We start from the raw sequence: 15268 nt of genomic DNA, 5'->3' as shown, positions 1-15268 counted from the left end.
GACTCTCGTGGGTACAATCGGCGAATCTCGGTAAGTATCTTTTGACGGTAGGTGTTGCTTACGTTCGGATAGTTCGGGCCTACCGGGGGTGACGCCCCACGGCCGCACCCCGACCGGCCTCAGTTCGCCATGATCGTGAACTCGTTGACACCGTCGTCGGTTCCCGCGACTACGACCGCGTCTTCGCGCCAGAGGCGGAAATCCGGGCCGAGGTCGGTGATTACCTCGCCGTCGCGCTCGACCGCGATGACGGTGCACCCCGTCCGGGAGCGGATGTCGGCCTCCGCGAGGGTCTGGCCGGCGAGTTCGGGGGCGGTCGTCCGGACGAGTTCGACCTGCTTGTCCATCGAGATGACCTCCTCCTCTTCGAGGATGGTCGAGGCGAGCATCCGGCCGGAGACGGTCGCGAGCGCGAGCACGTAGTCGGCGCCCGCCCGGTAGATCTTCTGGACGTTCTCGGTCTCCTCCGCCCGGGCGATGACCTCGACCTCGGGGTTCAGGTCCCGGGCGACGAGCGTGCCGAACCCCGTGAGCGTGTCGTCGGCGACGGTGAACACGACCGTCCGGGCCGTCTCGATGCCGGCCTCTCGCAGGGTTTCGGGGTCGGTGGTGTCGCCGACCACGTCCACGCCGGACTTCTCCCGGAGGTCGACGACCGTGTAGGGCACGCCCGCCGACGCGAGTTCGTCGGTGACGGTCGCGCCGACCTCGCCGTACCCGACCACGACGACCTCGCCGCCGCGGGGACTCCGCACCGGCGAGCGGGTCAGTTCCTTCAGGCGTTCGAGTTGCGCCTGACGGCCCGCGACCAGCAGGACGGCCCCGGGGTCGAGTTCGGCGTCGGGCGACAGCGGCGTCTCGAACTCCCCGCGGAACCACGCCCCGATGACGTTCGCGCCCGACCGCTCGCGGATGCCGCTCTGGGCGAGCGTCCGGCCCACGAGTTCGCTTCCGCGCTGGACGGGGAGTTCGGCCACCTCGAAGTCCTCGCCGATCTCGACCGCCTCGCCGAGTTCGGTGGTGACGGCGGTCGTCACCTTCTCCGCGAGGCTCTCGCCGACGAGTTTCCGGGGCGACAGCACCCGGTCGACGCCCGCGAGTTCGTGGTAGGTGGCGAGTTCGGGTTCCTCGACCACGCTGACGACCGGCACGTCGCTGGCGGCCTCGCGGGCGGTGAGCACGATGCTCACGTCGACCTCGTCGGAGGCGTCGGCGACCAGCGCGGTCGCCGCCGGGAGGTTGGCGTCCTTCAGGGTTTCGACCGACTCGGGGTCGCCGTGGACGACCGAGTAGCCCGCCTCGTACAGTTCGGTGGCGCGCTCGCGGTCGGGTTCGACGACGACGTACTCCTTGTCCCACGAGTCGAGTTCGGCGATGAGCGACTCCGCCCGCGGCGAGTAGGTGCAGATGACGACGTGGTCAGTCATCTCCTCGACCGCGGTCGGGACCGCCGTCGAGAGCGCCTCCTCGAACAGTGGGACGACGAAGACCGGCAGCGCCATGAAGATGAGGACGACGCCGGTCACGTCCATCACCATCACCAGCACGTTCATCTGGAGGCTCTGCCACGGCGCGTCCGACCCGTACCCGGTGGTGGTGAACGTTTCGACGACGACTTGCATCGAGTGGTAGAACGGCTGAGTCTGGCCCTCGAAGGTCGTCATTCCGTAGTCGTACGCCAGCGCGTAGCCGAAGATAACCGCCAGCAGAGTACCGAGATACGCGACGGTCCGGCGCTGCCACGTGTCCATCGCGTGGTGATTTCGGGGAGAGCCGTATATCTGTTCGGGACTCTCGGGGGACGAGACAGCAGCGACGGGTGACGTGGTTCCGACATTTCCTCAGGGTTCCGATCGCTATCGCGAAACCGCGACGATTGGCGGGATGGTGTCCACTGCAAAAGCCCCCGGTCGCTGGCGGTCGTTCCGCGGGATATTCGGCGCTCGCTGTTGGCGAGCGCCGAATAGTGGCGCGTCGGAAACGACCAGGGGCCTGCGGCCCGCCAGCGACCGGCCCCTTTCAGTTCCGCCTCGTCGGTCGATTCATCGAGCGCTTCTGGTCGAAGGTGACGTCTGCCGTTTTCGGCTGAAGGTGTCACCGAGCGCTCGCAGTTCTCGCCAGTCCGGCGGTGACCGCCGGACTGGCGAGGGTGTCACTTTCGACGAAGCGATTTCCGAGAGCGACAGGATTTATTATCCCGTGGTATAACCTAGTGGTCGCATGGCGCAGTTACAGGAGGCCGAGCGCGGAACCGTCACGGACGCGATGGAGCGGGTGGCAGAGCGCGAGCGAGTGGACCCCGAGTTCGTCCGCGAACAGGTCGCGGCGGGTCGGGCGGTGATTCCTGCCAACGTCGAACACGACGCGCTGGACCCGATGATCATCGGCGAAGCGTTCGCCACGAAGGTCAACGCCAACATCGGCAACAGCGAAACCGACAGCGGCGTCGAGGAGGAGGCGGAGAAGTTGCACACCGCGGTCCACTACGGCGCGGACACGGTGATGGACCTGAGCACCGGCGGGGACCTGGACCGCATCCGGGAGGCCAACGTCGAGCGGTCGCCGGTGCCGGTCGGCACGGTCCCCATCTACGAGGCCAGAAAGCGCGTCGACGACGTGGCCGACATCACCCACGAACTCCTGTTAGAGGTCATCGAGAAGCAGGCCCGGCAGGGCGTCGACTACCAGACGATACACGCCGGCGTGCTGGCCGAACACCTCCCGCTGACCGAGGGCCGCAAGACCGGCATCGTCTCGCGCGGCGGGTCCATCCTCGCACGGTGGATGGAGGAGACGGGGATGCAGAATCCGCTGTACGCGAAGTTCGAGGAGATATGCGACGTGTTCGCCGAGTACGACGTGACGTTCAGCCTGGGCGACGGCCTCCGACCTGGGTGCCTGGCCGACGCGAGCGACGACGCCCAGTTCGCCGAACTGGAGACGCTCGGCGAACTCACCGAGGTCGCCCGAAACCGCGGCGTGCAGGTGATGGTCGAGGGACCGGGCCACGTCCCGATGGACGCAATCGCCGACAACGTCGAGCGCCAGCGGGAGGTCTGCGACGGCGCGCCCTTCTACGTGCTCGGTCCGCTGGTCACCGACATAGCGCCGGGCTACGACCACGTCACCAGCGCCATCGGCGCGACCGAGGCCGCCCGCGCCGGGGCCGCCATGCTCTGTTACGTCACCCCGAAGGAGCACCTCGGACTCCCGGAGGCCGAGGACGTCCGGGAAGGACTGGCGGCCTACCGCATCGCGGCCCACGCCGCCGACGTCGCCAACCGTCGGGAGGGCGCGCGCGACTGGGACGACGCCCTCTCGGAGGCCCGCTACGCCTTCGACTGGGAGCGCCAGTTCGAACTGGCCCTCGACCCCGAGCGCGCCCAGTCGTACCACGACCGGACGCTCCCGGGGGACAACTACAAAGACGCGCGGTTCTGCTCGATGTGCGGCGCGGAGTTCTGCTCGATGCGCATCGACCAGGACGCCCGAGCGACGGACGGAGAGATGGGCGAGATAGACGGCGAAACCGACGTCGAGGGGTCGCCGGCCGCCGAGGTCAACCGGCCGCCGGTCGGCACCCACGAGGTGGGCGACGGCCCCTCGCTCGAAGACGTAGATGTGGACCTCGCGCGCGAGTATCCGACCACGGACGACTAGGCGCGGAGATTAATCACAGACGACCGAGCGCGACCGAACAATCGCGAGCGAGGGCGCCGGAGACGGTTCGTGGCTCGGGGTGGCCGCGACCCGACGAAAACGGGCTATCTCTCGGCCTCGACGCCTATTTCGGCCTCAAATTGCGCGAAGAAGTCGTCCATGAAACGCCACCGGGACTTCCCTAGCCGTCGTCCCGGAGCCGTGTACAGTCCGTCGAGACGCTCCCTCGCCCAGTCTCGAAGCAACGTGATATCCGGCAGGTCCGACGTACCCACTTCGGAAGCCGACGAGTCGTCGATCACCGCGTACTTTTCGCCCGCCCTCCCCGACCGTTCGCCGACGATACAGGCCATCCGAACGATACCGCGTGCGCCGGCGGCTTCCAGTTTGTCGGCGTCGAAGAGGAGTTTCGCCTCGGGCGTCTCCGGTTCCGGGGAACTGGACCGAATGCTGTGGGTTCGGATGCAACGCTCGACCGCCTCGATTCGGTCGTGGGCCACCTCCTCGGCCCGGAGAAGTTCCTTCGCTTTGTCCGCGGCCCACCTGTCGTGATGTTCTATCTCCCCCGTTCTCTCCAGCGGACGGCCGATGTCGTGTAACCAGGCCGCCGCGGAGAGCACGTCTCTATCGACCCTCTCGTCCCACTGGTTCGCCAAGCGAATCGACAGATCGCGGACTCGCTCGGCGTGGAAACGGTCGTGTGCCGGGAGGGCGTCTTCGTAATACGGCACCGATAGCGTCCGAGCGAGGGGGCCCAATCGCTGCGTCATGGAGATGCGAAACGTGTCCCTCCGGACGGGATAGAGGTTGCGGAACTGTCATTCGGCGGTGCGAAACGACCGCGCCGCGCCGGTCGGCACGCTACTTCTCGACGCGTTCCAGCACGACACCCCGCTCGAAGCGCCCGCGCTCGTCGGCCTTCGTCTCGCGCAGTCGCTCGACTTCGCCCTCCTCGAACGTCTCGGCGGCGCGAATCGCGTCGAGCACCTCCAGCACGTCGGCGAACTCTTCGGGGTCGCCGTCGGACTCCAGAAATTCCGCGGCCTCCTCGCAGAGTTTCTCGCGGAGTCGACGCCGGTACGCCTCGCCCTCGACGACGCGAGTGACGGGCGTCTCGCCGTTATCCCTAACGACGCGCGGAATCTCGTCCCTGACGAGTTTGTCGTACTTTGGCACATCCGAGCGGTCGGACCCGCCGCTCGAAACGGTTACGGTGCGCCGTTGTGAGTGCTCCGGCCGAAAACCCCGTGCAGTTCTTCCCTACGCGGCCTCTTCGGCCACGTCGACCTCGTCGCCCACCGTACACTGGACCGCCTCCTCGGTGAGGACGTACAGTTGCTTGCGCGCGTCGGGGATGTAGACGCGCTCCTCGACGACGTCGCGCTCCTTGAGGCGCTTGATGGAGCTACGGACCGTCCGGGGCGACAGCCTGGTCCGGTCGCTGATCTCGCGCTGGGTGAGCGGGTCGTCGGCGTACTCCAGGACCTTGACTACCAGTTTCGCGCTCGGGGGCGCGTCGGCGACGAGCCATTCGGTCATCACCTCCGAGTTGGGAAGCCACGCGAATATACGTTCGCTAACCCCGACGCAACGAGGTTACCGCAAGGTAACCGCGGTGGGGCGGCGGCGACCGGCGGCCGTGCACGGCCGCCGGTCGCCCGAAATTCACCCCGCTCGCCGGTCGCCCGCGCCGCTCCGGGGAAGAACTATGCCGACTCGTCCCGACCTCCCGACATGTACCTCGCCGACAGGACCTGGCCGGAGTTGAGCGACTACGTCGCCGAAGAGTCGCTGGCGGTCGTCCCGCTCGGGTCGACCGAACAGCACGGCCCGCACCTGCCGCTGTCGACCGACCACCGCATCGCGGAGGCGCTCGCTCGCGACGCGAGCGAGCGCACGGGCTACCTCTGTACGCCCACGGTCGACGTCGGCGTCAGCGTCCACCACAAGCAGTTCCACGGGACGATGTGGGCCGACGCCCCCGCGTTCCGCGACTACGTCGAGAGCTTCTCGCGGAACCTCGCGTACCACGGCGTCGACCGCATCGTCTACGTCAACGCCCACGGCGGCAACCAGACCCACCTCCGGGAGGTGGGACGACGCCTCCGCGAGGACGAGGTGGCCTACGCCGTCGAGTGGATGTGGGACGAGTCCATCCCGGAGGTCGTGAACGACATCTTCGAGCGCAACGGTCCCCACGGCGGCCCGAAGGAGACGGCGATGATGATGCACATCGACCCTGACCTCGTGCGCGAGGAGAAGTTGGAGGCGGCCCGCGACGGCGGACGGGTCGAGTGGCCCGACGACGACGCCTACGTCCGCGGCGCGCGGAACTTCTACGACTCCATCGACAACACCGACAACGGCGTGCTCGGCGACCAGACCGACGCCACGCCGGAGAAGGGCGAACTGCTGTTCGAGAAGGCCAGCGACCAGCTGGTGCGGTTGCTCGAGTGGCTCGACGACCGGCGGTTCGAAGACCTGATGGCGAAACCCCACGTCGACCCCCAGCCCGGCAGTCGCCGGTAGCGTCGGCGGTCGCGCGGGGTCGCGTTGGCGCGACGTCGGCGCTCTCCCGGGCCCCGGGGGAGCGCCGACCTGGCCCGAACCCCTAACCGCGTCGCGGCCCTCCTTCCGAGCGTGCGCGACTCCGACCACGACCCCGACGCCCTCGACGCCGAATCGGACCTCGACTCCACGAGGGACGCCGCGGACGACGCCATCGAGAACACCAACGACGCACCGGTCGAACCCGACGAAGGGCTCTGGGGCCTGGGGTTCGGCGCGACGCTCGTCGTCGTCGGTATCGGACTGGTCGTCTTCCCCGAACCCGCCACGACGGCGGTCGGAATCGTCCTCGTCGGCGCGGGACTCGGAATCGCGATCCTCGAAGCGCTGGGGTGAGCACCGTCCTCGGCCACAGGTCATAACCGGCTCCCGGCCGTGTTTCCCAACATGGCGAAGGACCCGTACACCGACGACGAGTACGACGACACGTACAGGGAGGTCCACGGGGACGAACCGGTCCGCGACCGGTACGCCGAGGACGCGACCGACGACACCTTCTTCCCGTCGGGCGGCGGGGGATGGGCGGGCAGATTCGCCCCGTCGGGATGGGGCATCTGGCCGGTCGGGAGCACCGCCGACACCGACCGCCCGGAGTACGACGACACCGTCGAGTCCGACGAGTACGCGTCCAACGAGTACGCGGCCGACGAGGACGACGAGGGTAGCTGGTGGGACGAGGGCCTCATCGGGACGATAATCGTCGCCGGGTTCGTGCTGTTCATCATCCCCGAACCCGCGACGTCGGCGCTCGGCATCTTCCTGATGGGCCTCGGCGTCGTGCTGTGGATCGTCGACTGGCTGCTGTAATCGACGGTCGCCGTCACAACGCCAAACGAGCGGCGGGCGGCCGCTTGACGTCCGGACCGTTCTTTTCGCCCGGCGATTGAAGTCCGAGGCGGCCGTCCGGGCGGACGATGGCAACGCTGAACCCCGACTTCTCCGAGGAAACCGTCGTCGTTACCGGCGGTAGCTCCGGCATCGGTCGCGCTATCGCGCTTGCGTTCGGCGAGGCGGGCGCGACCGTGCTTGTCGCTGACGTGCGCGAGGAACCGAAAGACCCCGACGCCGACGCGCCGACCCACGAGGAAATCGAAGACGCCGGCGGACGGGCCGAGTTCGTCGAAACCGACGTCTCGGACCCCGACCAGATTCAGACCGCGGTTGAGGCCGCCCGCGAGTTCGGCGGCGTGGACGCGATGGTGAACAACGCCGGCGTCTACACCAAGCGGCGGTTCCTCGACGTGACGCCCGAGGAGTTCGAGGAGGTCCACGCCGTCAACGCCCGAGGGACGTTCTTCGGCACGCAAATCGCCGCCGAGGACATGATCGACCGGGGCGAACCCGGCGTGGTCGTCAACACCTCCTCGGACACCCAGGGACGGGCGGCGTGGGACCACTCCCACTACGCCGCGACCAAGGGCGCGATTCGGATGATAACCCGAAGTGCGGCGCTCGAACTCGCCCCCGAGGGCGTACGGGTCAACGCCGTCGCACCCGGCCCGGTCGCCACCGAGATACGCGAAGGGTGGGCCGAGGAGGCCGAGTCGATGGCTCCCGAAGGAGAGACGCCCGACCTGCCCCTGCGCGCGGCCGACCCCGAGGAACTCGCGGGCGCCTACCTCTTCCTGGCCAGCGACGCCGCGTCCTACGTCACGGGCGAGACGGTGTGGGTCGACGGCGGCGGCCACGTCTGCTGAACGCCGGTCCGTCGTCGCACACAACGAGAGAGGTGCGAAGCCCTAGCCGCGAACGTCCTCCCGCGGGTCGACCCCGTCCAGAAATTCGAACGGCGCCGCGAGCGCGTCGTACTTCGTCTCCTCGACGTCCTGTCGGACGAACCGGGTGAACGCCGCCACGCGGGGGCGGCGTCCGAGGTGGACGCCGCCCGTGTGGACGAGCAGGCTGTGCCACAGGACGACGGTTCCCGCCCGACCGGTCACCTCGAACGGCTCTGCGTCGCCGACCAGCGAACTGGCCTCGTCGTTCGAGAAGTCCTCCGCGTCGTTCTCGGCGAAGAACTCGGCGACTCGCCAGTGGGACCCCGGCCAGACCGTGAGGCCGCCGCCCTGGGGGGCGACGTCGTCGAGGTACGTCGTCGCGCCGAGGGAGAAGGGCCGAAACGTGCCGTCGGATTCGAACCCGTCGACGTGGGGGTTCCCCTCGCCGGCCGTCGTCGGGCGGTTCGGGTCGCTCGCGAACTCGCCTTCCGGATACCGGACCGCGGCCTGAACGAACTCCCCCGGCGGCTCTAACGTCCCCTCGCCGACCAGCGATTCGGCGAACTCGGACAGTCGGCGGTTGAGTCGCCCGAACGGTTCCATCTCCTCGAGGTCGCCCCAGTAGTTGCGGCGTTCGGGACTGGCCGCTAGCGCCTCGAAGTCCGAGAAGTCCTCGGGAACCGTCTCGGCGACCGAGGCCCCAGCGTCGGCGATGATTTCGTCATCAACCGCGCCTCGGAGGACGACGAATCCGTTTCTGGCGAATCTGTCTCGCTGGGCGCGAGTGAGGTCGTGTGACATCGCACGCTTCCCGACGATTCGGGGGGAAGAAGGTCTGTGCGTAGCGTCCAATAGAACCGGAAAACTGAAGGAGTTATAAGCGAAATCACATGGTAGGTTTTTGTCTCGGGGACGATGTGGGGTCTTCTCTCGACGGTCCACGCGCCGCGAGCGACCGCTCCCGGCGGCGGTTCGACTCCGAACGCGCCGGCGGTCGCCCCGACGGTGCCAGCAGTTGCTAACACGGGTTCCCCGTTCAGGACGGCACCCGAAACTGGGCTGGGACTCGGCTAGATAGTCCGTCCACTCGTGTCACTCATCCTGTCGCGCGCGGGTCAGCTCGCGGATGGCCGCGGTGAAGACGGAGCGGAGTCCAGAACCCACCGAAGTCGAACGCCGTTCGGGGTTCCGCCGAGACCGCGACCCGAACAGTCTTTTGAACGACAGAGAGAGTCGTAGTTAGCATGACAGACGGGGAATCTGCGTCGGGCGACGGAACCGGGTCCGGAACGGTCGAACGCTTCGATGTACTTCGGTACGACGACGTTCACCGGGTCGTCCCGGCGGGTGACGGTCGCCGGGTCGTCGTCGCGCACGAGTCCGAAGCCCGACAGCGCAGACTACTGGGGTCGCTCACGGTCGGTGTCCTGCCGGCGGTTACGGGGGCGGTCTTCGGCGTCTGGTACTCCTACCGTCTCTGGCTCCTCGTCGGTGCCGGACTCGCAATCGGGGGCGTTGCCGGAGCGGTTCGCTACCTGCATCAAAATCACCGCCATCGAGTTCCGGAGGTCGTCGCGTCCGGGGCATCGACACGAGTCGTCCGGGTCTACGTCGACGGCTTCGAACCCGACGAGGTTTCTCCGCCGTTCGAGTGACGGACGCGTCCCGTTCAGCGGGACGGTTCTACCAGATTCGGGGTCGGTCGAAATCGGGCGTAATCCGTTCGCGCGCTGTAGTTAACGTGTGCTTCCGACCCGGTTCTGAACGAAGAACCAGTGTCGCGGTCTACCGGTAGCGATAGTAACGACGGTAACGTCGGTGCCTACACCGTCGGCCGACCTCCACCGAGCGCATGGTCGATATGCGGACCTCCCTTCCGGCGATTCCCTCGGGTTCGGCCCGCACCCGGGCCGTCCGCGAGGCGCTGTTCGTCACGCTACTGTGGTCGTCGTCGTACGTCCTCGTCACGGTCGGTCTCGAAGATATCCCCGCGCTCACGTTCGCCGGACTTCGGTACGGACTCGCGTCGCTGGTGTTGCTCCCGTTCTTCGTCGGCGACGGCCACCACCGGCGAGTCCGTCGGGCGGGTCCCGCCGCGTGGGCGCGACTACTCGCGCTCGGGGTCGTCCTGTACGCCGTGACCCAAGGCGCGCAGTTCGTCGCGCTCGGCCACCTCCGGGCCGCGACGGTCAGCCTCGTGTTGACGTTCACGCCGGTCGCGGTGGCGCTGTTCGGCGCCGCGCGGTTCGCGCCGCGGGCGCGGCGCGAACCGCGAGAAGGCGAGCGAGGCGAGCGACAACCCCGGCGAGTGGCGGAGCAGCCGACGGCGCGCCAGTGGGTCGGCCTGGTCGCGCTGGTCGGCGGCGCGCTGGCGTACTTCCGGCCGTGGGCCGGCCCGCTCGGGTCGGCGTTCGGCCTCGGGGTGATGGCCGTCGGTCTGCTGGGCAACGCCGGCGGGTCGGTGCTCGGGCGGCGGGTCAACCGCGATTCGGACCTCGGCCCGCTCGCGGTGACGACCGTCAGCATGGGAGTCGGGGCGGCGGTCCTGCTCGCGGCCGGCGTCGCCTCCCAGGGGTTCCCGACGCTCTCGCTCGAAAACTGGGCCGTCGTGGCGTGGCTCGCGGTGGTCAACACCGCGGGCGCGTTCACACTGTGGAACCGGACGCTGGAGACGCTGACGGCGGTCGAGTCGAGCGTCGTCAACAACACGATGCTCGTCCAGGTGGCCGCGCTCGGGTGGCTGTTCCTCGGTGAGGCGATACGGCCCCACGAACTGCTCGGCGTCCTCGCGGTCGGCGGCGGCGGCGTCCTGCTGGTCCAACTGGGCCGGGCGAAGCGGTAATCGCGGGCGTCGGAGCGAGTCGAAGTCGTCGAGGAACGCGGTCGCGGGAAACTGTCGACGGTAACGACGTTCCCGTACCGTTTTTACCGTCTCCGTTCGACCCGCCGGTATGCAGTCGCCCCCGCCGGTGGCAGAGCGCGTGCAGGTCGTCCCGCTCGGCTTCGAGTACGCCCGCTTGCGCGACCCCGTCATGGAGTGGAAGGCCGACAAGGTCGTCGCCGTTGAGTACGCCGAGAGCGACGCCGACCCGTCGTATCTGGCGGCGTTCCTCGCCGAACTCGAAGCGAACGAGCGCATCGAACTCGAACGCCGGGCCTGCGACATCTTCGACCTCTACGACACCCTGGGCACGGTGGCGGGGGCCATCCACGACCACGCCGACGACGACGTGTACGTCAACCTCTCGGGAGGGAGCAAGATAACCGCCGTCGCGGGGATGATCGCCTGCATGGCGACGGGCGCGACGCCCATCTACGCCAAACCCGACTACGGCCCGGACGCCGAGCGAATCCCCCCGGAACCGCTCCACGACGCCGTCGAGGAGACGTTCGCCCTGCCGACGTACCCCGTCGAGCGGCCGTCGGCGACCCACGTCGCGTTCCTCCGGTTCGTCGGCGAGCGGACCTGCAGGGCCGACGAGGCCGACGGAACTGGCGGGAACGACGGAACCGGCGGGACCGCCGAACCGCACGGCCGGTATCGGGGCGCGAGCAAGAAGGAACTCATCGAGTTCGCCCGCGAGGAGGGGTTCCCGTTCGTAGTCGAGTCGTCGGCCGAGACCGAGAAGGGCTACTACCGCCTGCTCGACACGCACGTGGTCGACCCGCTCACCGCGAAGGGGTACGTCGAGACGGAGAAGGTCGGCCGGCGCAAGTACCTCACGCTGACCGAGGCGGGCGAGAACGCGCTCCGGGCGTTCCGCCACCTAATCTGAGACGGACTCAGCGCTTGTAACTCACCGCGATACCCTCGCCCAGCGGAATCACGCTCGTCTCGAACTCGTCGCTATCTCGCACTTCGAGCAGGTACTCGGCGATGCCGCGGGTGTTCTCGTCGACCTCCGTCGGGTCGCCGCCCTCCACGATGTCCAGGAGTGCCTCGAAGTCCTGCGCGCCGCTCACCATCGCGTTGTCGGCGACGACCACGCCGCCGTCGGCGACCTTCCCCCGGACCGCGTCGAGGGCGTCGGGGTAGCCGCTCTTGTGGCAGTCGACGAGCACCACGTCGAAGGGACCGTCGTAGCGCTCGACCGTCTCCATGGCGTCGCCGTCCTCGAACCGCGCGCGGTCGGCGTAGCCGCCGCGTTCGAGGTAGTCGCGGGCGTCTTCGAGTTCCTCGGGGTCGTGTTCGGTCAGCACGATCTCGCCGTCCTCCGGCAGTGCCTCGGCGAACCAGTAGGCCGAGTAGCCGAACCCCGACCCGAACTCGAAGATGCGCTCGGCGTCGACCATCCGGGCGGCGAGTCGGAGGAAGCCGCCGACCTCCGGCCCCACGGTCGGAAAGTCGATCTCGTCGCCGTGGTCCTCCATCTCGCGCAGGACCTCGTCGCGTTCGGGCACCATCGCGTCGACGAACCGCCCGACTTCCGCGGACAGGAGTTCGCTCATGGGGACACCCTCGGGCGTCGGGAAGGTAAGTGTTCCCGGAACTTCCCGACGAAACCGCTCGTTCACCCGAGAAGCGAAATCGAACGCGAGAGCGAGCGCGGGAGTCATCGCTTCGGGAACCCCCTGCTCGCGGTCAGTTCAACTGGCCGGAAAAACGGCCGGCAGAAAAGGCGGTTGGCGGTTACGCCGGTCGCGCGACTCGAGCGCTCGAATTGCCGGTTCCGGTCTGGTTACCGCCGCCGGAAACCGTCACGAACGCCACCGAACTGATGGGCATGCCGCCCTGGGTGTAGGGGATGTCCTCGACGGAGACGTTCGAGGCGTTCGGCGTGGTGGTCGACCGGGCGATCTGGCGGGCCTTCGTCGTGTTGAAGTCGAACTGCCGGTTGTCGTTCGTGTCCTGGTGGGGTACTGCGACCAGGACCTGCGGGCGGTTCAACGTCTCGTTCAACCGGACCGTGACGTTCTCGCTCGTCCCGGACTGGAGGTACGAGGAGTTCCCGAGCAGGGTTCCGTCCTGGGCGTATATCGCGACGAAACCGCCCTGCGAGAGCGAGGCTCGGTCGACCACGACCGCCGACCCGTTCGACGACTGGTCGCCGAACGTCACCGAGGTCCCGTTTCCGGACTGGTTTCCGGTCATCGTCTGCTGGGCGAGCGGCGCGGGCGAGACGTCGCTCGCCGGGGCGCTCGTCGGCGTCGCCGCGCCGACGCCGGCGAACGCGCTCGTAACCGTCAACAGTGCGAAAGCGAGGGCACAGAACGTCGCGTTTCGTGTCATTCTCCGCCGGACCGACGACCCACCGACGAATAAACGAGCGCGACCGTTTTTGCGCGTTCACCGTCGAAACGCGTCGATACGACGGCGACGAACCCCGAGTAGCCGGGGCGAGTCGGCGAGAGTCCGGATAAGTCCGGCTTACCGGACGCGAAACGAGGCCGGCGACCGGTCGAGAGGCGGGTCGGGAGCGACCGAGGACACTTATCATCGCCCTGTGAGCGTAGTGATATGAATCGTGCCGCCCTGCTAGTTCTCCTCCTGTCGCTCGCATCCGGTCCCGCGGGCGCCGGTGCGCCGCCCGAGCCGCTCTGCTCGGTCTGCGACACCGGATTCGAGGAGGCCGCGTCCGAACGAGGCGTTCCGGCGACGGTGACGAACAGCACGGTCGAGGTCGTCCTCGCGTCCGACGGCACCGCGCGCTGGACGGTGCGTAACCGCCTCGCGAACCGGTCGACCGCCGAGGAACTCCGCTCGAACACTCGACTCCTCGACGCGATCGTCGGCGAGTCGTTCGGCGAGTTCACTCGACCGAAGCCCGTCCACGTCTCGAACGTCTCGGCGCGAGTCGTCGACCGGACGGTCGCAGTGACGTTCGACCACTCGTCGTTCGCCGACCGCGAGGGAGGCGTTCTCGTCGCCGACTACCTCCACAGCGGGCGGGTCCGCGGAAGCTACGGAATCGACGCCGACCGCTTCGCCGTCGTCGGCCCCGCGGGAACTGCGGTGACGAACGACCCTGCTATCGGGCAGGTCCGGGGCAATCGCGTGACGGTGGTCAATCGCGGCGAAGAAGGCTACCACTTCGACGACAGCGTCCCCGACGCGTACCTCGTCTTCGCGTCCGACGACGGCGCGACCGCTCGCGCGGCGACCCACCTCGCGCTGGCCGCGCGGGCGGCCCCGGCGGTCCTCACGAATCTGGCGTTCCTCCTCCCCGCGGCGGTCGTCTTCGCCGGCGGGATGGCCGCGCTCGGCAGAACCGGACCGCTCCGGCGATTCGCGTGGCACCCGTCCGGGCGGACGTTCGCCGGCGGCGTGACCGCCGTCGGTCTGCTCGCGGTCGTCCACCCCGTCTACACTGGGAGCGCGCCGCTGGTCGCCGGGCGAGTACACGTCCTGTCCGGGGTCGGCGTCGTCGCCGCGTCGGCCGGCGGACTCGCGCTGTGGGCGACGGTGCGCGGCCGGCCAGTTCCGCGGTGGTCGCCGTTCCTTCCCGTGCTCGCGGCGCCGGCGTTCGCCGCGGCGGCGGCGGTGGCGGGGCTGGGCTCTCCGTACGGACTGGACGTGCTGGCAGGGAGCGTCGCCGGGCCGGTCGTGCTCGCGTCGCAGTCGGCTACCCGATGTACGCGCTGGGACGTTCGCTCGCCGTAGTCGCGAGACGCGGCGACGGAACCGGTGGCGACTGACGGGACTGCGAGCGACGATAGGAACTCACAGCGAATCGACTACTGACAGAAGACGACTCCGGCGAACGACCGGGGCTCGTGGACTGACCGCTTCGTTTACGAAAGCGCAAACGACGGAGGCACTCGCCGCCGGGGGAACTCGACGATTACGCGTCAGACCGGACGAGGTCCACCAGGCCGCTGGCTTCGACCGTCACCTCGTACCCCTCGAAGGCGAAGGTGACCGACCCGTCGAACCCCGCGGAGCCGCCGCGGTCGACGAAGTCGTTGACCGTCTCCGGGTCAACGGCGTCGTAGAGCGGGTCCATGTCGAGCGGGTCGGTGTCGCTGGCGTCGGCTACGGCCATCACGATGAGTTCGCTGAGTTCGAGTTCGCCGTCGGGGTCGTAGCGGACGCGGTACGTCTCTGCTCCGGAGTGACGTCGCGTTCCGTCGGTGGGTTCGGTAACGTCCATCGTGTAACCACTGTCCGTGTTGTGAGACCGTACTCCGGCGCGCCGCGAAGCGCTCGGCGGTGCGGTCGCGCTCACGGGAAGCGTGACGGGCGAACAGTAGCGTACACAACCTCTTATAATCACCGGCGTCGCCCGTCGAAGATTGGGATTCCGGTCAGACGGAGAACCTCCGTCGTCGGTGAACGACCGTTCACGGCTGGGAGAGATTCCGCCGACGAACGCTCGGCGGAC

17 protein-coding genes are annotated in these 15268 nt (G+C 68.3%); 9 read left to right on the top strand and 8 right to left on the bottom strand.

The genetic code is table 11. The features are described 5' to 3' along the window. Positions 1-119: 119 nt before the first annotated feature. A complete protein-coding gene (locus NGM07_RS20530; protein WP_253520803.1) occupies positions 120-1751 on the bottom strand; it encodes a potassium channel family protein in 1632 nt (543 codons plus the stop codon). Positions 1752-2220: 469 nt separating this feature from the next. Here NGM07_RS20530 and thiC point away from each other — a divergent pair, with 469 nt between their 5' ends. Further along, positions 2221-3660 carry a phosphomethylpyrimidine synthase ThiC gene (gene thiC / locus NGM07_RS20525; protein ID WP_253520801.1) on the top strand — a complete coding sequence of 480 codons (1440 nt, stop codon included), beginning with the start codon at positions 2221-2223 and terminating at the stop codon, positions 3658-3660. A gap of 104 nt (positions 3661-3764) precedes the next feature. Here the strand turns inward: thiC and NGM07_RS20520 are convergent, their stop codons facing one another. The 3 genes from NGM07_RS20520 to NGM07_RS20510 form a co-directional block, all read right to left on the bottom strand. Further along, the gene (locus NGM07_RS20520) at positions 3765-4430 is read right to left on the bottom strand and encodes an HD domain-containing protein (RefSeq protein WP_253520799.1); all 666 of its coding nucleotides are present in this window, start codon (positions 4428-4430) and stop codon (positions 3765-3767) included. A gap of 91 nt (positions 4431-4521) precedes the next feature. Further along, a complete protein-coding gene (locus NGM07_RS20515; RefSeq protein WP_253520797.1) occupies positions 4522-4836 on the bottom strand; it encodes a nucleoside triphosphate pyrophosphohydrolase in 315 nt (104 codons plus the stop codon). 84 nt (positions 4837-4920) lie between these two features. Next, positions 4921-5199: a winged helix-turn-helix domain-containing protein gene (locus tag NGM07_RS20510; protein WP_253520795.1), complete on the bottom strand. Its 279-nt coding sequence runs from the start codon at positions 5197-5199 to the stop codon at positions 4921-4923. A gap of 195 nt (positions 5200-5394) precedes the next feature. Between NGM07_RS20510 and NGM07_RS20505 the strand changes: the two genes are divergently transcribed. The 4 genes from NGM07_RS20505 to NGM07_RS20490 all read left to right on the top strand — a co-directional run bounded on the left by NGM07_RS20505 (position 5395) and on the right by NGM07_RS20490 (position 7925). Then, positions 5395-6189 carry a creatininase family protein gene (locus NGM07_RS20505; RefSeq protein WP_253520792.1) on the top strand — a complete coding sequence of 265 codons (795 nt, stop codon included), beginning with the start codon at positions 5395-5397 and terminating at the stop codon, positions 6187-6189. A 111-nt stretch (positions 6190-6300) separates the two neighbouring features. Then, positions 6301-6564, top strand: coding sequence for a hypothetical protein (locus tag NGM07_RS20500; protein WP_253520789.1), 264 nt, complete (start codon positions 6301-6303; stop codon positions 6562-6564). A gap of 51 nt (positions 6565-6615) precedes the next feature. Next, positions 6616-7035 (top strand): hypothetical protein, encoded by a 420-nt coding sequence (locus NGM07_RS20495; protein WP_253520786.1) that lies wholly within the window; start codon positions 6616-6618, stop codon positions 7033-7035. Positions 7036-7142: 107 nt separating this feature from the next. Further along, positions 7143-7925 (top strand): SDR family NAD(P)-dependent oxidoreductase, encoded by a 783-nt coding sequence (locus NGM07_RS20490; RefSeq protein ID WP_253520783.1) that lies wholly within the window; start codon positions 7143-7145, stop codon positions 7923-7925. Between the two features lie 42 nt (positions 7926-7967). Here the strand turns inward: NGM07_RS20490 and NGM07_RS20485 are convergent, their stop codons facing one another. Then, positions 7968-8747, bottom strand: a complete 780-nt coding sequence (locus tag NGM07_RS20485) for a phytanoyl-CoA dioxygenase family protein (protein WP_253520780.1) — start codon at positions 8745-8747, stop codon at positions 7968-7970. A gap of 443 nt (positions 8748-9190) precedes the next feature. On the opposite strand from NGM07_RS20485, the gene NGM07_RS20480 reads away from it, so the two are divergent. The 3 genes from NGM07_RS20480 to NGM07_RS20470 all read left to right on the top strand — a co-directional run bounded on the left by NGM07_RS20480 (position 9191) and on the right by NGM07_RS20470 (position 11722). Further along, complete coding sequence (locus NGM07_RS20480) at positions 9191-9601, top strand: hypothetical protein (protein ID WP_253520777.1); 411 nt, start codon at positions 9191-9193, stop codon at positions 9599-9601. Positions 9602-9798: 197 nt separating this feature from the next. Then, the gene (locus NGM07_RS20475; RefSeq protein ID WP_253520774.1) at positions 9799-10788 is read left to right on the top strand and encodes a DMT family transporter; all 990 of its coding nucleotides are present in this window, start codon (positions 9799-9801) and stop codon (positions 10786-10788) included. Positions 10789-10897: 109 nt separating this feature from the next. Next, the gene (locus NGM07_RS20470; RefSeq protein WP_253520771.1) at positions 10898-11722 is read left to right on the top strand and encodes an HFX_2341 family transcriptional regulator domain-containing protein; all 825 of its coding nucleotides are present in this window, start codon (positions 10898-10900) and stop codon (positions 11720-11722) included. 7 nt (positions 11723-11729) lie between these two features. Here NGM07_RS20470 and NGM07_RS20465 read toward each other — a convergent pair whose 3' ends face one another. Continuing rightward, positions 11730-12395: an O-methyltransferase gene (locus NGM07_RS20465; protein ID WP_253520768.1), complete on the bottom strand. Its 666-nt coding sequence runs from the start codon at positions 12393-12395 to the stop codon at positions 11730-11732. A 181-nt stretch (positions 12396-12576) separates the two neighbouring features. After that, on the bottom strand, positions 12577-13176 hold the full coding sequence (locus NGM07_RS20460) for a DUF7282 domain-containing protein (RefSeq protein WP_253520766.1): 600 nt from the start codon (positions 13174-13176) through the stop codon (positions 12577-12579). A gap of 228 nt (positions 13177-13404) precedes the next feature. Between NGM07_RS20460 and NGM07_RS20455 the strand changes: the two genes are divergently transcribed. Further along, positions 13405-14547, top strand: coding sequence for a hypothetical protein (locus NGM07_RS20455; protein ID WP_253520763.1), 1143 nt, complete (start codon positions 13405-13407; stop codon positions 14545-14547). Positions 14548-14728: 181 nt separating this feature from the next. Here the strand turns inward: NGM07_RS20455 and NGM07_RS20450 are convergent, their stop codons facing one another. Next, positions 14729-15037 carry a HalOD1 output domain-containing protein gene (locus tag NGM07_RS20450; protein ID WP_253520760.1) on the bottom strand — a complete coding sequence of 103 codons (309 nt, stop codon included), beginning with the start codon at positions 15035-15037 and terminating at the stop codon, positions 14729-14731. Positions 15038-15268: the final 231 nt, after the last annotated feature.

This window comes from Halorussus vallis (assembly GCF_024138165.1).
In the GTDB taxonomy this organism is placed as follows: Archaea; Halobacteriota; Halobacteria; order Halobacteriales; family Haladaptataceae; genus Halorussus; species Halorussus vallis.
Note: the sequence above shows the minus strand (reverse complement) of the source record. Positions and strands in the feature narration are given on the sequence as shown.

Excerpts from the sequence above, each read along its gene's own strand:
- NGM07_RS20530 (WP_253520803.1), bottom strand. The coding sequence starts at position 1,751 with ATGGACACGTGGCAGCGCCGGACCGTCGCGTATCTCGGTACTCTGCTG.
- thiC (WP_253520801.1), top strand. The coding sequence starts at position 2,221 with ATGGCGCAGTTACAGGAGGCCGAGCGCGGAACCGTCACGGACGCGATG.
- NGM07_RS20520 (WP_253520799.1), bottom strand. The coding sequence starts at position 4,430 with ATGACGCAGCGATTGGGCCCCCTCGCTCGGACGCTATCGGTGCCGTAT.
- NGM07_RS20510 (WP_253520795.1), bottom strand. The coding sequence starts at position 5,199 with ATGACCGAATGGCTCGTCGCCGACGCGCCCCCGAGCGCGAAACTGGTA.
- NGM07_RS20505 (WP_253520792.1), top strand. The coding sequence starts at position 5,395 with ATGTACCTCGCCGACAGGACCTGGCCGGAGTTGAGCGACTACGTCGCC.
- NGM07_RS20495 (WP_253520786.1), top strand. The coding sequence starts at position 6,616 with ATGGCGAAGGACCCGTACACCGACGACGAGTACGACGACACGTACAGG.
- NGM07_RS20490 (WP_253520783.1), top strand. The coding sequence starts at position 7,143 with ATGGCAACGCTGAACCCCGACTTCTCCGAGGAAACCGTCGTCGTTACC.
- NGM07_RS20485 (WP_253520780.1), bottom strand. The coding sequence starts at position 8,747 with ATGTCACACGACCTCACTCGCGCCCAGCGAGACAGATTCGCCAGAAAC.
- NGM07_RS20480 (WP_253520777.1), top strand. The coding sequence starts at position 9,191 with ATGACAGACGGGGAATCTGCGTCGGGCGACGGAACCGGGTCCGGAACG.
- NGM07_RS20475 (WP_253520774.1), top strand. The coding sequence starts at position 9,799 with ATGGTCGATATGCGGACCTCCCTTCCGGCGATTCCCTCGGGTTCGGCC.
- NGM07_RS20470 (WP_253520771.1), top strand. The coding sequence starts at position 10,898 with ATGCAGTCGCCCCCGCCGGTGGCAGAGCGCGTGCAGGTCGTCCCGCTC.
- NGM07_RS20465 (WP_253520768.1), bottom strand. The coding sequence starts at position 12,395 with ATGAGCGAACTCCTGTCCGCGGAAGTCGGGCGGTTCGTCGACGCGATG.
- NGM07_RS20460 (WP_253520766.1), bottom strand. The coding sequence starts at position 13,176 with ATGACACGAAACGCGACGTTCTGTGCCCTCGCTTTCGCACTGTTGACG.
- NGM07_RS20455 (WP_253520763.1), top strand. The coding sequence starts at position 13,405 with ATGAATCGTGCCGCCCTGCTAGTTCTCCTCCTGTCGCTCGCATCCGGT.
- NGM07_RS20450 (WP_253520760.1), bottom strand. The coding sequence starts at position 15,037 with ATGGACGTTACCGAACCCACCGACGGAACGCGACGTCACTCCGGAGCA.